The 16,486-nt window shown below is 68.4% G+C and carries 13 protein-coding genes; 3 read left to right on the top strand and 10 right to left on the bottom strand.

The features are described from left to right. Positions 1 to 8 precede the first annotated feature (8 nt). Complete coding sequence (locus tag MOQ72_RS28310; RefSeq protein WP_242188773.1) at positions 9 to 656, bottom strand: class I SAM-dependent DNA methyltransferase; 648 nt, start codon at positions 654 to 656, stop codon at positions 9 to 11. 60 nt (positions 657 to 716) lie between these two features. Then, positions 717 to 1,283, bottom strand: a complete 567-nt coding sequence (locus MOQ72_RS28305; RefSeq protein WP_242188772.1) for a TetR/AcrR family transcriptional regulator — start codon at positions 1,281 to 1,283, stop codon at positions 717 to 719. Positions 1,284 to 1,384: 101 nt separating this feature from the next. On the opposite strand from MOQ72_RS28305, the gene MOQ72_RS28300 reads away from it, so the two are divergent. Next, positions 1,385 to 2,308, top strand: coding sequence for an NmrA family NAD(P)-binding protein (locus MOQ72_RS28300; RefSeq protein ID WP_242188771.1), 924 nt, complete (start codon positions 1,385 to 1,387; stop codon positions 2,306 to 2,308). 106 nt (positions 2,309 to 2,414) lie between these two features. Here the strand turns inward: MOQ72_RS28300 and MOQ72_RS28295 are convergent, their stop codons facing one another. The 3 genes from MOQ72_RS28295 to MOQ72_RS28285 form a co-directional block, all read right to left on the bottom strand. Further along, positions 2,415 to 3,641, bottom strand: a complete 1,227-nt coding sequence (locus MOQ72_RS28295; RefSeq protein WP_242188770.1) for a beta-ketoacyl-[acyl-carrier-protein] synthase family protein — start codon at positions 3,639 to 3,641, stop codon at positions 2,415 to 2,417. Positions 3,642 to 4,004: 363 nt separating this feature from the next. After that, positions 4,005 to 5,933, bottom strand: a complete 1,929-nt coding sequence (locus MOQ72_RS28290; RefSeq protein ID WP_242188769.1) for a S9 family peptidase — start codon at positions 5,931 to 5,933, stop codon at positions 4,005 to 4,007. A gap of 155 nt (positions 5,934 to 6,088) precedes the next feature. Then, positions 6,089 to 6,757 (bottom strand): DUF3159 domain-containing protein, encoded by a 669-nt coding sequence (locus MOQ72_RS28285; protein WP_242188768.1) that lies wholly within the window; start codon positions 6,755 to 6,757, stop codon positions 6,089 to 6,091. A 188-nt stretch (positions 6,758 to 6,945) separates the two neighbouring features. Between MOQ72_RS28285 and MOQ72_RS28280 the strand changes: the two genes are divergently transcribed. Further along, a complete protein-coding gene (locus MOQ72_RS28280) occupies positions 6,946 to 7,113 on the top strand; it encodes a hypothetical protein (protein WP_242188767.1) in 168 nt (55 codons plus the stop codon). 185 nt (positions 7,114 to 7,298) lie between these two features. On the opposite strand, the gene MOQ72_RS28275 is transcribed toward MOQ72_RS28280, so the two are convergent. Beyond that, entirely contained in the window at positions 7,299 to 8,525 is a 1,227-nt protein-coding gene (locus MOQ72_RS28275) for a cytochrome P450 (RefSeq protein ID WP_242188766.1), read from the bottom strand. A 168-nt stretch (positions 8,526 to 8,693) separates the two neighbouring features. Here MOQ72_RS28275 and MOQ72_RS28270 point away from each other — a divergent pair, with 168 nt between their 5' ends. Next, positions 8,694 to 11,972, top strand: coding sequence for an AfsR/SARP family transcriptional regulator (locus tag MOQ72_RS28270; RefSeq protein WP_242188800.1), 3,279 nt, complete (start codon positions 8,694 to 8,696; stop codon positions 11,970 to 11,972). Positions 11,973 to 12,138: 166 nt separating this feature from the next. On the opposite strand, the gene MOQ72_RS28265 is transcribed toward MOQ72_RS28270, so the two are convergent. The 4 genes from MOQ72_RS28265 to MOQ72_RS28250 form a co-directional block, all read right to left on the bottom strand. Beyond that, on the bottom strand, positions 12,139 to 12,780 hold the full coding sequence (locus MOQ72_RS28265) for a histidine phosphatase family protein (RefSeq protein ID WP_242188765.1): 642 nt from the start codon (positions 12,778 to 12,780) through the stop codon (positions 12,139 to 12,141). A 167-nt stretch (positions 12,781 to 12,947) separates the two neighbouring features. Next, positions 12,948 to 13,541 (bottom strand): TetR/AcrR family transcriptional regulator, encoded by a 594-nt coding sequence (locus MOQ72_RS28260; RefSeq protein WP_242188764.1) that lies wholly within the window; start codon positions 13,539 to 13,541, stop codon positions 12,948 to 12,950. 50 nt (positions 13,542 to 13,591) lie between these two features. After that, positions 13,592 to 15,076 (bottom strand): MFS transporter, encoded by a 1,485-nt coding sequence (locus MOQ72_RS28255; RefSeq protein WP_242188763.1) that lies wholly within the window; start codon positions 15,074 to 15,076, stop codon positions 13,592 to 13,594. Between the two features lie 20 nt (positions 15,077 to 15,096). Next, on the bottom strand, positions 15,097 to 16,113 hold the full coding sequence (locus tag MOQ72_RS28250) for an NAD-dependent epimerase/dehydratase family protein (RefSeq protein WP_242188762.1): 1,017 nt from the start codon (positions 16,111 to 16,113) through the stop codon (positions 15,097 to 15,099). Between the last annotated feature and the right edge of the window lie 373 nt (positions 16,114 to 16,486).

Below are 16,486 nucleotides of genomic sequence, written 5' to 3'. Positions count from 1 at the left end.
GCAGGCGATCAACTGAGCTGCTTGCCGCTGCGCATCAGCAGATGGCCCCGGCGGAAGCGTTCCTCCTCGCACGGCTCGCGCAGCATCCGGCCGACTTCGATGAATCCAGCTGCCCTAGCTAGCCCCGCAAGGTCGTCGATCGGCCACCGGTAGGCCGTCGTAACTTTGTGGTCGAACGCGGTAACCGGCTCACCCTCCGACTCGAAGAAACCGAGCAGGAGGTGGCGGTCGGGCGCGAGCACCCGCCGGAACTCGGCGAAGTACGAGGGCAAATCCCGCGGCGGGGTGTGGATGACCGAATACCAGGACACGATGCCGTTCAGCGCACCGTCGGCCAGGTCCAGGGCGTCCATGGAGCCGACCTCGAACCGCAGGTCCGGGTACGCCTCGCGGGCGAGGTCGATCATCACCGGCGAAAGGTCGATGCCGAAGACGTCCAACCCCAGGTCCCGCAGGTGCGCGGTCACACGCCCAGGGCCACATCCCAACTCTGCGACGCGCCCGCCATCGGCCCGCGCGAGCTCGGCGAAGGCGGCGAGCACCGCGCGATCCAGCGAAAGAGTGTCAAGGTCGTCGCGGGGGAGTTCGGCATAGCGGACAGCGACGGCATCGTAAGCATCCGCGGTCGCACCGAGGTACGAGGAAGTTTCAGTCACAGGCAAGGACATTAGAACCTCCCCCTGTCATGCCGCCGACGGACGCTGCGAGCGGTTTGTTCAGATCTGCGGGCTCAGTCCGGCCACGGCCAGCCGGAACAGCCGGTCCGCTGCGGCGGCCGGGTTCGGGTAGTGCTCCGTGGCCAGGGCGATGCCGACGATCAGCGTGATCAGGTCTGCGACAGTGACGCTTGTTGCGACCGTGCCATCCAGTGCGGCGCGGCGCAGCAGTGGTTCTGCGGCTTCTTCCAGCGCCGCCGAGCAGGTGTTCTCGTGCGCCGGGTCGGTCTCGGTGTCGTCGTAGGCCAGCGCGGCCGCCAGTCCTCGGGCGGAGACGCAGTAGGTGACGACGTCACTGAGCCATTCCAGGAGCGCGTTGCGGCTGTCGCCCTCGCCGGTCAGATCGTGGGCGCGGACGCACAGGGCCTCGATACGTTTCCGCGAGACCGCCTCCAACAGCGCGCGGCGAGTGGGGAAGTGTCGGCGCACGGTCGCTGAGCCCACCCCCGCGGTGCGGGCGATCTGTTCCAAAGAGGCGCCAGCACCACGGGTCGCGACCTCCTCCTCAGCCACGGCGAGGATGCGCGTGTAGTTGCGCCGGGCGTCCGCACGCTGGCGCTCGGGCATGGCGTCACCTCCAGGTTTGCTAAATGGCGGGCCCCGCCATATCGTACCGGAGCGGAAACGGCGGACCCCGCCGTTTAATCGGCGAGTACCCGAGGAGCAGCATGTCCGCAGATCCCGCGCCCGTCCTGGTCACCGGCGCCACCGGCAAACAGGGCGGCGCCACCGCCCGCGCCCTGCGCGCGGCAGGTGTTCCCGTCCGCGCCCTGGTGCGCGACCCGGCTACCGACCGGGCCAAGGCCGTCGAGGCACTCGGCGCCGAACTGGTCACCGGCGATCTTCACGACCGCGATTCCGTGATCCGGGCCGCCGAGGGCGCCCGCGCCGTCTTCTCCGTGCAGATGCCCGCCATGACCGCAGAAGGCTTCGATTTCGCGGGCGAGGTAACCCAGGGCGTCAACCTCATCGAGGCCGCGTTGGCCGCCGGAGTGCCGCAGTTCGTGCACACGTCCGTCACCGGCGCCGGTCAGCACACCGAAACTCCCGGCTGGGCCGAAGGCCGCTGGGCTTCGATGGAACCCACCCTCGGTGCCAAGGCCGCGATCCAGGACCGGGTCCGCGCGGCAGGCTTCCCCCACTGGACGCTCCTCAAGCCCGGATTCTTCATGGAGAACTTCCTGCCGTCCATGGCGTTCCTGTTCCCGCGCGGCATCGACGGCGGCCTGGTCAGCGTCCTCAACCCCGACACCCGACTGTCCCTGGTCGCGGTAGACGACATCGGCACGGCAGCCGCCGCGGCCATCGCCACGCCGGAGCGGTTCAACGGGATCGAACTGGAGCTGGCGAGCGACTACCTGTCGATGACGGAGATCGCCGAAGTCCTCTCGCGCGCCCTGGGCACTCGACTGTCCGCGCCGGACATGACCGAACAGCAGGCCCTCGCCGCCGGGATGCCAGCAATGGGCGCGTCGCACGAGTGGCTGAACGCGGCAGGCCAGCCGGGCCGCCCGCAGTACGCGAGAGACCTGGGCATCCCGCTGACCAACTTCGAGGAATGGGCTCAGGAACGCATGCACGCCAAGGCATGACAAAACTGAAGGCTATGAACCGACACGACCGCGTCAGCCGGGATTGTTGTAGCGCATGGTGATGCGGCGATCTGGGCTTGTCGCTGTCGCTTCGGCCCGGTCGATCTCAGGCGGGCGGCGAGAGCACGAGACTGCCGTTGTGTCCGCCGAAGCCGAAGCTGTTGGACAGCACGGGCCGAGGCGTCCAAGGCGTCAGCTCACGCGGCACGTCGATGTCGAGCTCGGGGTCCTGTATGGACAGTCCGAGTGTCGGCGGGATGAGCTCGTTGACGATCGTCAGCGCGACGGCGACTGCCTCCACTGCCCCGGATGAGCCGAATGAATGTCCGGTGGCCCCCTTGACGCTTGTCACGACCGGACGGGAGGTACCGAAGACGCGGCGGATGGCGTGGGCTTCGGCGGCGTCGTTGAGGGCCGTCGAAGTGCCGTGCGCGTTGACATGGGTGATGTCCTGCGGACGGTAGCCAGCGTCCTCGATCGCCATCCGCATGCATCGCTCGGCTCCGGCCCCATGAGGAGCGGGTGCGGTGACGTGGTGCGCGTCGGCAGTGGAGGCCGTGCCGTCAATGGTCATGTAGATACGCGCTCCCCGCGCTCGGGCGAGGTCGAAGGGTTCCAGCACGATGATGCCGCTGGCTTGAGAGGCGGCGAGGCCATCTCGGTGCGCATCGAACGGACGGGAAATTCCGCTGCGGCTCAGCGCACGCATGTTGGTGAACCCGGCGATGCACGTCGGGGTGAGACTGGAATCGCTCCCGCCAGCGATCACGAGATCGGCAGCGCCCGCAGCGACGAGCCTGGCCCCTGCGGCGATGGCGTCGGTACCGGCCGCGCAGGCGGTGGTGATCACCGCAGCGCTGCCAAGCAGCCCGTAGCGGATGCTCAGCGCGGCGGCACCCGCGTTGGGCATGGTCATGGGTACGACATGCGGGGAGACCCTGCGCTCGCCCTGCCGGTTCAGGATCTCCGCCTGCGACTCCAACGTGGCTACGCCGCCGATGCCGGTCCCCAAGCTGACCGCGGCGAGTTCGGGATCAACGCCGATCAGGTGTGGTGCGAAGCCGACGGAATCAGCACTCTCGGCGTGCCCGAGCAGCCCGGCGTCCGCCAATGCCTCATCCGCGGCCGCGACGGCCATTTGCGTTGCGATGTCGGAGGTTCGGGCCTGCTTGTGCGACATCCAGCGCCGTGGGTCGAAATCGCTGAGCCGCCGCACGTTCGCGGCCGCGGTGGGACGCGACAGTCCTTCCCAGAACGCGTTCACGCCGATGCCGACCGGCGAGACGACGCCGAGCCCGGTCACCGCCACACTTCGGTTCAGGGCTGGCTTCATTCAAGCAACTCCTTAGCGTCAAGAGGTGGGTGGCCCGATCGCGAGCGACGAGGGCGACCGCTGCCGCAGGCCACTACCAGCGCTCAGCCGAGATGTCGGCGAGGTCGACGATGATGATCGGGGTGTGCATCGGGCAGCCCGCTCCAGTATTAGTTCAGTCAGTGAACTGATCCACCTTAGCACGGTTTAGTTCAGTGAGTGAACTGACACGGTAGGATGACTGTTCCTCCCCAGCACCTACACGGACCGCAACTGCTCGCTGGCACGAGCGTTGGGGGTTGCCGGAGAGCGGTGGACGCTCCTGATCGTCCGCGATTCCGCCGATCCGTGCTCGGACTCGACCTCGCCGTGACCGCGCGGTGTCTATGCCGAGGCGGCGGTGTCGTGGCGGCCGCCTAGGTGCTCGCCGAAGTGCTGCTCGATGGCGCGGAACAGCCGGATCTGGTTCTCGGGGTTCTCGAAGCCGTGGCCCTCGTCGGCGGCGACGATGTACTCGACGGGGACGCCGCGTTCCCGCAGGGGCGTGACGATGTTGTCGGACTCCTCCTGGATCACGCGGGCGTCGTTGGCGCCCTGGGCTACCAGCAGCGGGGTGCGGATCCGGTCGATCATGGTGACGGGCGAGCGGGCCAGCATGTCGGCTTCCTGGGCGGGGTCCTCGGGGTCGCCGACGTAGCGGTACCAACTGTTGGCCAAGGCGGGCTTGGTGAACGGCGGCAGGGTCCGCATGAAGTTCGCCAGGTTCGAGATGCCCACGTAGTCGACCGCGGCAGCGAAGTAGTCCGGGGTGACCGTGACGCCGACGAGCGCCGCGTAACCGCCGTAGGAGCCTCCGGCGATGCCGATGCCGTCCGGGTCGGCGTAGCCCTGCGCCACCGCCCAGTCCGCGGCGTCGATCAGGTCGTCGTGCATCCGGCCCGCGAACTCGCCGATCGCACTCGTGATGTGCCGTTTCCCGTAGCCCGAGGAGCCGCGGAAGTTGACCTGCAGCACCGCGTAACCGCGGTTGGCCAGGAACTGCACCGGCGGGCTGTAGGTCCACGAGTCGTGCGCCCACGGGCCGCCGTGCACGAGCAGCACCAACGGCAGCTCCTCGGGCTCGACGCCGACCGGCAGCGTCAGGAACGCGTGCAGCGGCAGCCCGTCGCGGGCCGGGAAGCGGACCGCCGTCATGGGGGCCAGGTCAGCCGGGTCCAGCCGCGGGTACGGGCGGAACAGCAGTCGGCTCTCTCCCGTGCCGTGGTCGTAGAACCAGGTCAGTCCTGGTTCGCGGTCGTGGATGAACGTCGCGACCCACCGCTGCTCCGACTCGTCCGACGACACCGTGCCCAGCACGCCGTCGGAAAGCTTCGCCAGTTCGGCGTAGACCGCAGCGAAATGCGGGTCCAGCACCTCGATCCTGGGCCGGTCGCCGACGAAGCGGGCCGCGATGGCCTCTCCGGTTCGCTGGCTGATGAACAGGGTCGGAGGCAGCCGGGGATCCACCAGCCCCAGGGTGCACAGGCTGTTCCCGTCCACGGCGGCGACCACGGTCTCCTCGCCGGTCTCCCGGTCGATGCGGACGAGCCGCAGATCGTCGGAGTCCTGGTAGGCGCCGACCAGCAGGCCCTTTCCATCGGGCGTCACCACCTGCAGCGGCACCCCCACCGGGTACTCCGCGCCACCCAACCGGCGAAGGAGGCGCTTCTCCCCCGTGCCGGGGTCGATCGCGTAGAACTCGTAGATGCCGTCGTCGGCCAGCACGGAGTGGAACGCCGCCTCGCCGTCACGATCGACCAGAATGTTGTCCCCCGGCTCGGGTTGCTCCAGGTGCAGTGTCGTCTCGCCGGTGGCGACGTCGATCCGGAACAGGTCGATGAACATGGGGCGCTGGTTCATCCAGGCGAGCACGCTCCCAGGGACCGACTTAAGCGGCTCGGCGGCGAACACGCGCGATCCCGGCGGCATCGGTGTCAGGTCGACTGCTGGCTCGTCCGGCGCATCGAGGTCAACCCGGTAGAGGTGCCAGTCCTCGTTGCCGTCGGTGTCCTGCAGGTACAGCAGCCAACGCGGATCGTCGGTCCAGTAGTAGGTCTTGATGCCGCGCCGCGAGTCGTGCGTGACGCACACCGCGTCCTCGTGCTCTTCGTCGATCCCCCGCACCCACACGTTCGTCCGGCCGTACTTCGGCGCCAGGTACGCAATCCTCGTCCCGTCCGGCGAGATCGACGCACCGGAGAACTCCGGATCCGCGAAGAACTCCTCGACCTCGATCGACTTGGGCAGGGACCCTCGATTCGGTACCCCAGTCATCCAGACTCCAATCGGTCAGTCCACCGAGGCGGGACGCACGCACACGACATCGAGCGCACAGCTGAGGTCTGCCTCGGCGAACGGGTGGTCATATCAACACCGACGAAACACTCGGCCGTCGCGGCACACTCAATACCTGGACGGAGCATTTTCCGTCACACGTGGCTGACGAGGCGCTTGGTGGTGCGCCGGAACGCCCAGACGACGACCAGCGCGGCCAACACCGTCAGCGGCGTCCCCATCGCGATCTTGGCGACGGCCAGCCAGGTGGTGGAGTCGGCGAGGTACAGCCACTCGCTGACGACGAACCGGGCACCGAACACGGCCGCGGCGGCAAATGTGGCGACGTCGTGCGCGCGCAGCGAGACTTTGTCATCACGCCAGGCGTGCTTTCCACCGTGCATCAGGTTCCAGATCGCGCCGGTCAGCGGTCGGCGGGCCAGCACCGAGCCGAACGTGACGACGAAGCCAGCCAGCGCCGCCCAGATCCCGATCACGAAGAAGTCCTTCGCCGACCCGGTCAGCGCGACGATGCCTACGGCGGCCGCGATCCCCACCAGCCCGCCGACCGCCGAGGAGAAGCGCTCCCCGCGCAGCAACCGGAACCCGGTGAGCGCCAGCCCGGCGGCGATCGAGACGCCCATCGTCATCAGCAGCGGCAGGAAGGCGTTGGCCGCGACGAAGACGACGACCGGGACGGTCGAGTAGACGAACCCCATCGGGCCGCCCATCTGGTCGAGCAATGTCGGCTGCGCTGCGGCCTGCCCGGTGGGCACCGGCTCGGTGGGCTGGTCGGCCTCGCGGGTGTCCTGCTGGTCGATCATGGGTCGGTCCTTTCCGTCGCTAAGAGGCGATGCGGTGCGGTGGACCCAGGAGAACTCGTGCCGTTGCGGCACACTCAAGCCGAGATCAGCGTGGCGCGAGTCACATCCAGCGCGGCGCCGGACAGCGGCTGCTACCGCCAGCGGGACACTCCGCCGACGAGCAGACCCGCCAGGACATCGCCGAGCGCATGGCGCCCTACCTCCGAGAACTATTCGACGAGCACCCGGACCTGCGCGCACCGACCTACGACGCGCCTCGCGGCGAGGCATTCGCCATGAAGACGATCGGGAAGGCCCTCGTTGACCTGTACAACCCGCACAGCTCGACGTCATGCAGCGCGTTCAAACGCTGCTGACGACACACTCCGAGGTCGAACAGTCGTAGCCGCGAGCACTCCCGACTACCGGGATCAGTCGACGCGGCGCTTCCCAATGGCATAACGCGAAGAGCCCTGTCGACGCATTCCGTCGACAGGGCCGCGCACCGGGATGATCCGCAAGACAGGCCCGCAAGGCGCGTTCCCACCCTCGGCCGACGGTTCTACCGGGCCGTTTCCGTCCAGGTGACCGGCAGTTCGTGGACGCCGTAGATGTTCATGTCGGTCCGGAGTTTCACCTCGCTGGCGGGGATGGCGAGCTTGAGGGTCGGGAAGCGGCGCAGCAGTCCGCCGAAACCGGCGCGCATCTCGACGCGGGCCAGTTGCTGGCCGAGGCATTGGTGGACGCCGTGGCCGAAGGCCAGCTGACCGCGGGCATTGCGGTGGATGTCCAGGGTGTCGGGGTTGTCGAAGCGCTGGGGGTCGCGGTTGGCGGCGAGCAGCGAGACCACGACGGTCGACCCCTTGTCGATCGTCTCGCCGCCGAGTTCGATGTCCTCCGCGGCGTAGCGGTAGAAGATGTCGGCCACGGACAGGTAGCGCATGAGTTCCTCGACGGCACCGGGCAGCAGCTCCGGGTGGGCGCGCAGTTCGACCAGCTGCTCTGGGTGTTCCAAGAGCGCGAAGGTGCCCAGTCCCAGCATGTTGGCGGTGGTCTCGTGGCCCGCGAGCAGCAGCAGGAAGCCGATGCCGACCAGCTCCTCGATGGTGAGGTCGTCATCGCGGGCCAGGTCGGACAGGATGTCCTCGCCGGGTTCGGCGCGCTTGCGCGTGACCAGTTCGGCCAGGTACGTGGTCATTGCGCCGTACGCGGCGATCTTCTCGTCGAGCGACTGGTCCTTGACCAAGATCTTGGCGGAGTTGACCTGGAAGGTCTCCCGGTCCGCGTAGGGGACACCGAGCAGTTCGCAGATCACCAGGGACGGCACCGGCAGCGCGAACTCCTTGACCAGGTCGACCGGCGGGGTCAGGCGGGCCAGTTCGTCCAGTTGCCGCTCAGCGATGTCGATGATCTGATCTTCGAGCATTTTCATGCGCTTGACGGTGAAGGCGCCGGTGAGCTTGCGCCGCAGCCGGGTGTGGTCCGGCGGATCCATGGCGATGAACAGGCCCGGCGTCTGCGGAGACGGTTCGGTCTGGACCGGCATGCCAGGAGTCTCGTAGGGCAGGTGGAGAATGCCGATGTCCTGGCGGGAGCTGAACCGGGTGTCGGCCATGAGCTCGCGGACCGCGTCGTAGCCGGTGACGATCCAGCCCTCGTGACCGTCGGGCATGACTATGGGACTGACCGGGCGAGCCTCCCGGAGCCGGGTGATCTCGCGGGGCGGGTCGAAGGGGCCCGCATCGCGTTCCATGGCGAGGCCGTGCGGGATGGGAACCGTTTGGCTCATCGGATTTCCTTTCGCGGCGGTTGTTGCGGCCACATTCGCCGACGGACCTGACACGCGACTGACACGGCTCTGACACCGACCATGCCGGGGACGTGGTCGGCCTCGGCAACCTGCTGCGCCGCGTCAACAATCGGAACCATGCCAATCGCCCGTGGCAAAATCAGCCAGGTGCAGATTGGGTTGCTCGGATCATTCGAGGTTCGCACGGATGACGGCGTCCTAGCCGACGTGCCGGGCGCCCGGTTGCGCGGACTGTTGATCGCCCTGGCGCTCGAAGCAGGTCACGTAGTCCCGAAGGCGAGGCTCGTCGATTGGATTTGGGGTGAGCGCCCGCCCGCCGACGCGGCGAATGCCTTGCAGCGCTTGGTTTCCCGGCTGCGGAAGGCGCTGCCGGAAGGGTTGGTCGAGGGGCAGACGAACGGCTACCGGTTGACGGTGGAACCCGACGCTGTCGACGCCGTGCGGTTCGAACGCCTCGTCGGCCAGGCCCCCAACGACGAGGATCCACGGCGGCTGCGCGAGGCCCTCGCATTGTGGCGCGGTGCGGCCATGCAGGACGTCGGTTTGCAGGACAGTGCGGCGTTTGACGCGGCGGTCACCCGGCTTGAGGGGATACGTCTGACAGCCTTGGAGGATCGGTTCGACGCGGAAATCAGCCTTGGCCACGGTGCGGGGCTGGTCGCGGAACTGACCGACTTGGTGGCCGCGCACCCGGTACGAGAACGGCTTGTCGCCGCGCTGATGCGCGCCCTCGTGGCGGCCCGGGGCGGCCCCCCGGCGCGGGGGGGGTTGCAGCGCCCCCGGGGGACCCCCCCCCCGGGGGGGGGGGGGGGCGCCCACCCCCCCGCGGGGGGCCCCCCCCCCCGGCCCCCCCCCGGGCGGGCCGCCGCGCTGCGCCCCCCCCGCGCCCCCCCCGGCCCCCACACCGAGGCGCTGCTGGTGTACCAGCGCACGAGGGAAACCCTGGCCGACGTGCTGGGCGTCGACCCCTCAGCGGAGCTGTCCGCATTGCACGTCGCGCTGCTGCGGGGCGAGTTGGGAAAGCGGGAGGAAAACCGGAAGACCAACGTGCGTGCCGAGCTGACCAGCTTCGTCGGCAAGGACGCTGATGTCGCCGCGGTCCGCGAACTCATCGCCGAACATCGGCTCACCACCCTGATCGGGCCGGGCGGCGCGGGGAAGACCAGGCTTGCCGCGGAAACCGCGCGCACGCTGCTCGGTGACCTGCCGGACGGGGCATGGCTGGTCGAACTCGCGGCCATCGGCGCGGACGGTGACGTGGCGCAGGCGACGCTCGGCGGGCTCGGCTTCCGGGATGCGTTGCTCGGCGAGGCACCGGACGCGGAGCCGACGGACCGGGTCATCGCCGCGATCCGCGAGCGGGAGGCGTTGCTGATTCTGGACAACTGCGAGCACGTGATCGAGTCCGCGGCGAAGTTCGCCCATCGCGTGCTCGGAGAGTGCCAGCGGCTGCGGATCCTCGCGACGAGCAGGGAACCCCTGGGCATCACCGGTGAGGAACTGTGGGCCGTCGCGCCGTTGGCCCTGCCTGCGCGGGACACCGACCCCGGCGAGATCGAGTCCTCTCCGGCCGTCCGGCTGCTGCTGGACCGAGCCAGCGCCGTGCGCAAGGACCTCGCGACCGACGCCCGCACGTTGTCGACCATGGCGCGCGTCTGCCGGGCGCTGGACGGGATGCCCCTGGCCATCGAACTCGCCGCGGCCAGGTTGCGCACCGTGACCCTCGATCAGCTCGCAGACCGGCTCGACGACCGCTTCCGCCTGCTGACCGGCGGCAGCCGCACCGCGCTGCCCCGGCACCGGACGCTGCGCGCGGTGATCGACTGGAGCTGGGAACTGCTCACCGATGCCGAACGGATGGTCCTGCGCAGGCTCTCGGTGTTCTCCGGTGGTGCGAGCTTGGAAGCGGCCGAGCGGGTCTGCGCGGGCGATTCGGCCGACGCGGGGGACGTGCTTGAGTTGCTGACCGCGCTGACCGAGAAGTCGCTCGTGGTCACCAAAGGCGACAAAGCGCCGCGCTACCGGATGCTGGGCACGGTCAAGGAGTACGCCGGACACCGGCTTCTGGAGGCGGGGGAGGCGGATCTCGCGCGCCACGCGCATCTCGCGTACTTCACCGAACTCGTCGAAGCCGCGGAGCCGCATCTTCGCCGCGCCGAGCAATTGGAATGGCTTGCCACGCTTCAGGTCGAGCACGACAACATCAGTGCCGCGATGCGCAATGCGCTAGCGGTCGGCGAGGCGCGCGGGGCGATGCGGCTCGCGGCGTCCGCTGGGTGGTACTGGTGGTTCGGCGGGCACAAGGCCGAGGGCAACGAACTGATCATGGCGGCGACTGACGCGCCCGGCGAGGTGGCCGAGGAGATCCGGGCCAAGGTGCATGCATTCGTCTCCTTTTTCATGACCTCCGGGCGGAGTGACCCGTACCAGGCGGCGGAGTGGATCCGGAAGGCGTACCGATTCACCCAGCGCAGTCAGAGCCGTCACCCGCTGCTGGGGTTCGTCGCCGCACTGGAACGCCTGTTGCACGGGCCGGACGCATTCGTGTCCGCGTTCGAACCACTGCTCGCCGACGAGGATCCCTGGGTACGCGCCGTCGCCCGGCTGCAACTCGGCAAGATGCGGATCGCGGTTGGCCAGGACGAGCGGGACGCGGACGCGTATCTGGAGATGGCACTCACCGAGTTCCGCGCGATCGGCGAGCGGTGGGGGATTTCGTTCGCCTTGACGGAAGTGGCGGATCGAATGGCCGTGCGCGGTGAGTTCGCCGGTGCGTGCCAGCACTACGAACAGGCGATCGCGGTCGTCACCGAGGTCGGTGCTGTCGAGGATGTCGTGCCGATGCGGTCGCGACAGGCCCAGTTGTACTGGCTGTTGGGCGATGCGGAGTCGAGCGCGGCTGCGATGGCCGAGGCGCAGCGGTACGCGGAACGAGTCGCTTGGCCGAATGCGCTGGCCGAGCTGGCCCTGTCGAAAGCGGAGCTCGCGCGCTGGAGCGGCAACGCCGAGCAGGCACACCGGCAACTCGACGTCGCGACAGCGGTGCTGGGCGATGCCCAACGGGCAAACATCCGCGCGGCGGTACAAGACCTGCTCGGATACCTTGCCGAGGATCTCGGCGAGGCCCGCGAACACCGCATCGCGGCCTACCAAGCGGTGTCCGAGGCGGGATACGCACCCTCGATCGCGCAGGTACTCGTCGGGATCGCGGACTTGGCGCTGCGCAACGAAGAGCACGAGCAGGCTGCGCGGCTGCTCGCGGCGAGCGCCGGAGTGCGCGGTCTGAAGGATCGTTCCCAACCGGATGTGGCCCGGATTGAGCAGGCCACGCGACATCGCCTCGGTGACGCGCGGTTCACCGAGGCGACGCAGGAGGGGGCGCAGGCGAGCTGGCGTGAGTTGGTCGCGGTCACGCTCGCCCCTTGAACGTGGAATGCGCCCACAGGCACCCGACGAGAGCTGAATTCGTCATGCGACCACTGTCATCGGCCGACCTGACACCGACCTGACACGGCGTGCGCAGCCCACTGACGACTGCCTGATCGGCCGGAGCCCGCCACCGCGATATCAACCGTCGACGGATCTAGCTCGGTCAGGAGATTCCGCGCAGCTGGGCGCTCAGGTCGGGGTCGAAGCCGGTCCAGCGCAGTTCGGCTGGGAGGTGCGACATGTCGTTGTAGAACAGCACGGACGACGGTCGGCCCGGTGCGTACCGGATGACCGTCAAGGCCGCATGGCAGTGGTTCAGCCCCAGCCAACGCCAGTCGGGCGCATCCTGAGCAGCACGAACCAGCCAGCCGATGAGGAAATTGTGGGTCACCAGCAGGACGTGCTGATCCTCTTCTCCCTCGACCGGACCGGCGAAACGCTTGAGCGCCTCGCGTGAGAACGTCAACCCGCGCTCGCGCTCCTCCGGTGGAAACTGAGCGACGAAGTCCAAGAGGAAGTCCGCGCACTCCTCCGGAAGCTCGGCCTTGCCGGGGGAGTGCGGAACGTAGTCGCCGACGACCTCCGACTCCTCGGGCTTGACGCCGCCGAGCTGTTCGCTGATCAGCTGCGCCGTCTCCGCCGCCCGGGAGAGCGGACCGTGGTAGAGCGCCGACAGCGGCGCGCCTCTCAGCCGTCGCCCGAGCAGATCGGCCTGCCGACGTCCGAGAGCGCTCAAGCCATCCCCTCCGGGCAACGGTTCGGCGTGCCGGGTGAGGTAGAGGTACCGGGTCGCCAGTCCAGCCATGAAAAGCGCCTTTCCACTCCGTCTGCGTCTCCAGGTCGTGACCGGTCCATGACTACCAGGATGCCCAGGGCGATGAGGTGCGGCTGGTGATTCGTTGCCACGCAGCGGTGATTGGCGGGCGGGGTTCCGACGGCGGCATAACGTCGTGAGCCGTAAGGGGTGCGAGTTCAGTTGCGTCGCTTGCCAGCCCGGAGGATGGCGTCAAGCGACTCCACCGGCGGTGGCGGCACTGGCAGGTCGTGATGGCGACCAGCATGGAGCGCATCTAGGAAGAGGGCCAGGTAGCGTCGCCAAAGATCCGGGCCGATCTCGCGACTCATCTCGAACGCGGGGCCCATCATGGCGAGGATCGCGGCGACATCTTGGGGCGCAGCGTCGGATCGCACGGCCCCCGAGCGCTGCGCGCGGTCGAACAGCTCGGTGACAGTGGCAACGATCTGGGGCCAGATGCGTGCCTGTGCCTCGTAGTCCCCTTGGCCGGTAAGAGTTTCATAGAGTCCGCGGTCGGCCGCTTGGCGCGCGGCTGTGCGCTCGAAGAACTGCGCGAGCGCATCCCACGGATCGTCAACATCGAGCGCTTCACGGGCGTCGATGACGATCTGTTCGGTGGCTTCGCGAAGCACCTCCGCGGCGATCGCGTGCTTATTCGCGAAGTGGCGGTAAGCAGTGCCCGTACCGAGACCGGCGTGCCGTGCGATGTCGTCGAGCGTGGCGCCGAACCCCTGCTGGGCGAAGACTTCGCGGGCGGCCTCGATGAGCAACTCCCGATTCCGAACCGAGTCCCTGCGAGTGCTCTTCGACCTGGGGGCGCTCACATGCTGATCCTTTCACGCTGCACGCTGTCCGCCGCCGGTTCCTCCTCACGCGAGCGTCGACGCAGCAGCAGACCTGCGACGAGCGCGGCGGCCACCAACAGTGCGACCACGACCGCGAACGCCCGGACGTCACCGTAGACGATGGCGTCGATCGGCGCGGTGCGTGATGTGGTCGCGGTCGCGAAGTAGGCAGCGGCCCCCGAGGTTGCGATTGCGTTGATGACGGCAACGCCGATCGAACCACCTACTTGCTGCACTGTTCCGACGAGGGCGGAGCCGACGCCCGCGTCGTCGTTCCGCAAACCCCGAGTAGCCAGCCCGATGGCGACCGGCAAGGACAGTCCCAGGCCAAGGCCGAGCAGGACGAGGGTGGGAAGGATGTCGTACGCGTAGTCGCTGGTCCCGTCCAGCCGGGTCAGGAGGAGAATCCCCGCTGCTGCGACGACGAGTCCCACCGGCACGACGACCTTGGCTCCGAGTCGGCGGACGAGGCGCGGCCCGACGAAGACTCCAGCGAGGACCATCGCAGCTGGCTCCGGGAGGAACGCAATGCCGGTTCGGACCACGCTCCAACCTAGAACGCCTTGCACGTAGTAGACGCTCAGCAGGATCACGGCGAGCAAGCCCGCGATACCGATGAACAGCACGATCAGCCCGCCCGCCCGGTCTCGGTCGACGAGCACGCGCAGCGGGAGCAGGGGTGCACTCGCGCGAGCCTGCCACAGGCCGAACGCCACGAGCAGCACGACTCCGCTGGCGAGGAGCACGATCGTGAGCGGCGCGGTCAAGCCATCGTGGCCAGCGTTGGTCAGCCCGTAGACGAGAGCGAACAGACCCAGCGACACGGTCAGGGTGCCGAACGGGTCGAGCCGCACGCGGCGGGAGTCCTCGTCTGCCGCGATCAGCATAAACGCCGCGATCACCGCCGGAATCGCGAAGAACACGTTGACGAACATCGTCGGCCGCCACGACAGGTACTCGGTCAGCGCGCCGCCGACGACCAAACCGATCGCACCACCAGCGCCGCTGATGGCGCCGTAGATGCCGAACGCCCGCGCCCGGTCGGGGCCATGCGGGAAGTTGGTTGTGACGAGCGCGAGGGTAGCCGGGGTGAGGAGCGCAGCGAACACTCCTTGTGCGGCGCGGGCGGCGACGAGCATGCCGAAGTCCACAGCGACGCCGCGGATCGCTGAGACGACCGCGAAGCCAATGAGACCGACGAAGAAGACGCGGCGCCTGCCGAACCGATCGGCGAGCCGTCCGCCCCCTAGGAGGAGACTGCCGAAGGCGAGGGCGTAGGCGGTGAGGATCCAGGAGCGAACCCCGTCGCTGAACCCGAGGTCGTCCTGTATCGAGGGGAGGGCGACGTTCATGATCGTGGAGTCGAGGGAAACCATGAGCTGCGCCACGCCGATCGTGGCGAGCATCCACCATCGGCGGGTGCTCCGAGGGCTGCTCAAGGGGACGGCTGTCGCGGTCATCGCTGGCTCTCCTTCCCGCATCAGGCCACCCCGTGCGCGATCAAGCTCTCGGCGCACTCGACAGCCGTCCTCGCTGCGGGGCGCGGCTTCCAACCCAGCACGCGCTCGGCTTTCGCGGTGCTGTGCCGGTTGCGTCGTCCGAGTGAGATCGTGATCGCCCGCAACGACGGGTCGAACAGCGCCGCGATCCGCACCGCGAGGTTCGGCAGTTCGCGGGTGGAAACCGAGGCCGCCTTCTCACCCAGCTCGGTCTTGAGCGCTTGGGCGATCTCGCTCATCCAGATGAACTCGCCTGTGCCCAGGAACCGCTGTCCGGCTGCGTCGGGAGAGGTCATCGCGCGGATGTGCAGGTCCACCAAGTCGCGCACATCCACGACTTCCAGGCCGATCTTGGGGGCGCCCCGCGTCTTGCCCTGCAGCATCCGCTGAATGATCTGCGTGCTGCCGATGTTGTCGGCGGTCAGGATCGGGCCGAACACTGCGCCGGGGAGCACAGTCGTCAGCTCGGTCGGGCCGTCGTAGTCAGCCATCAAGTCCCATGCCGCCTTCTCCGCCAGTGTCTTCGACCGCCGGTACGCCGACAGCGACGGGTCGTCGATCGTCCACAACGTTTCGTCCGTCACGCCCTCCGAGGTGTACGACGCCGGGCTGGCCGCGTTGGCGGCCGAAGTCATGACGACACGTCGCACCCCTGCCCGCGTGGCCGCACCGATCACACGCAACGCACCGTCACGCGCGGGAACGATGAGGGCTTCGGCGTCCTTCGAACGCTCGTCACCGAGAGGCGACGCCACGTGCAGCACGCAGTCGACGCCGGTCATCGCCGCGTCCCACCCCTCGTCCCGCAACAGGTCGGCGTGCACGAAGCTCAGCCGATCACCGGGATCGACAACCGAGGCGACGGCGTCCCGGACCGCCTTCTCCTTGCCCGATGTGCGGACCGTGGTCCGCACCGTGTAGCCACGCTCGACCAGCGCGACGATCGCCCAACCGGCCACGTAGCCCGTGCCGCCTGTGACGACAACCGTTTCTGCCATCTGCCAACCCCTCTTCCGGAGATTCAATCTCCGTTTTACCGTACCATCCAAACGGAGATGCAATCTCCGGTATGGGGGTGCGGATTGGTCCTGGGCCGAGGACACGGAGGCCACCGCACCGTGGGGGCTTGGGGGGTTCGACCCCCAAAGCAATGACGAAGCGATAAAGCGAAACGCTCTGCGTGAGCAGGGCGTTTCCAATCGCGGAGTGGAGGTTGGGGGAGCTTACTCGAACACAGAAGACCTGGTCGGCGCGCCGGAAACGCTGCGGCGGAAGCTGCCGGACCTGGACGCGCCAATCCAACCAACACTCCAGCGGACACGGCCCGGCCGAGCCCGGCGACTCTCCGACGCGCAGGTGCAGCAACTGATC

This window comes from Saccharopolyspora soli (genome assembly GCF_022678645.1).
Taxonomy (GTDB): domain Bacteria; phylum Actinomycetota; class Actinomycetes; order Mycobacteriales; family Pseudonocardiaceae; genus Saccharopolyspora; species Saccharopolyspora soli.
Note: the sequence above shows the minus strand (reverse complement) of the source record. Positions and strands in the feature narration are given on the sequence as shown.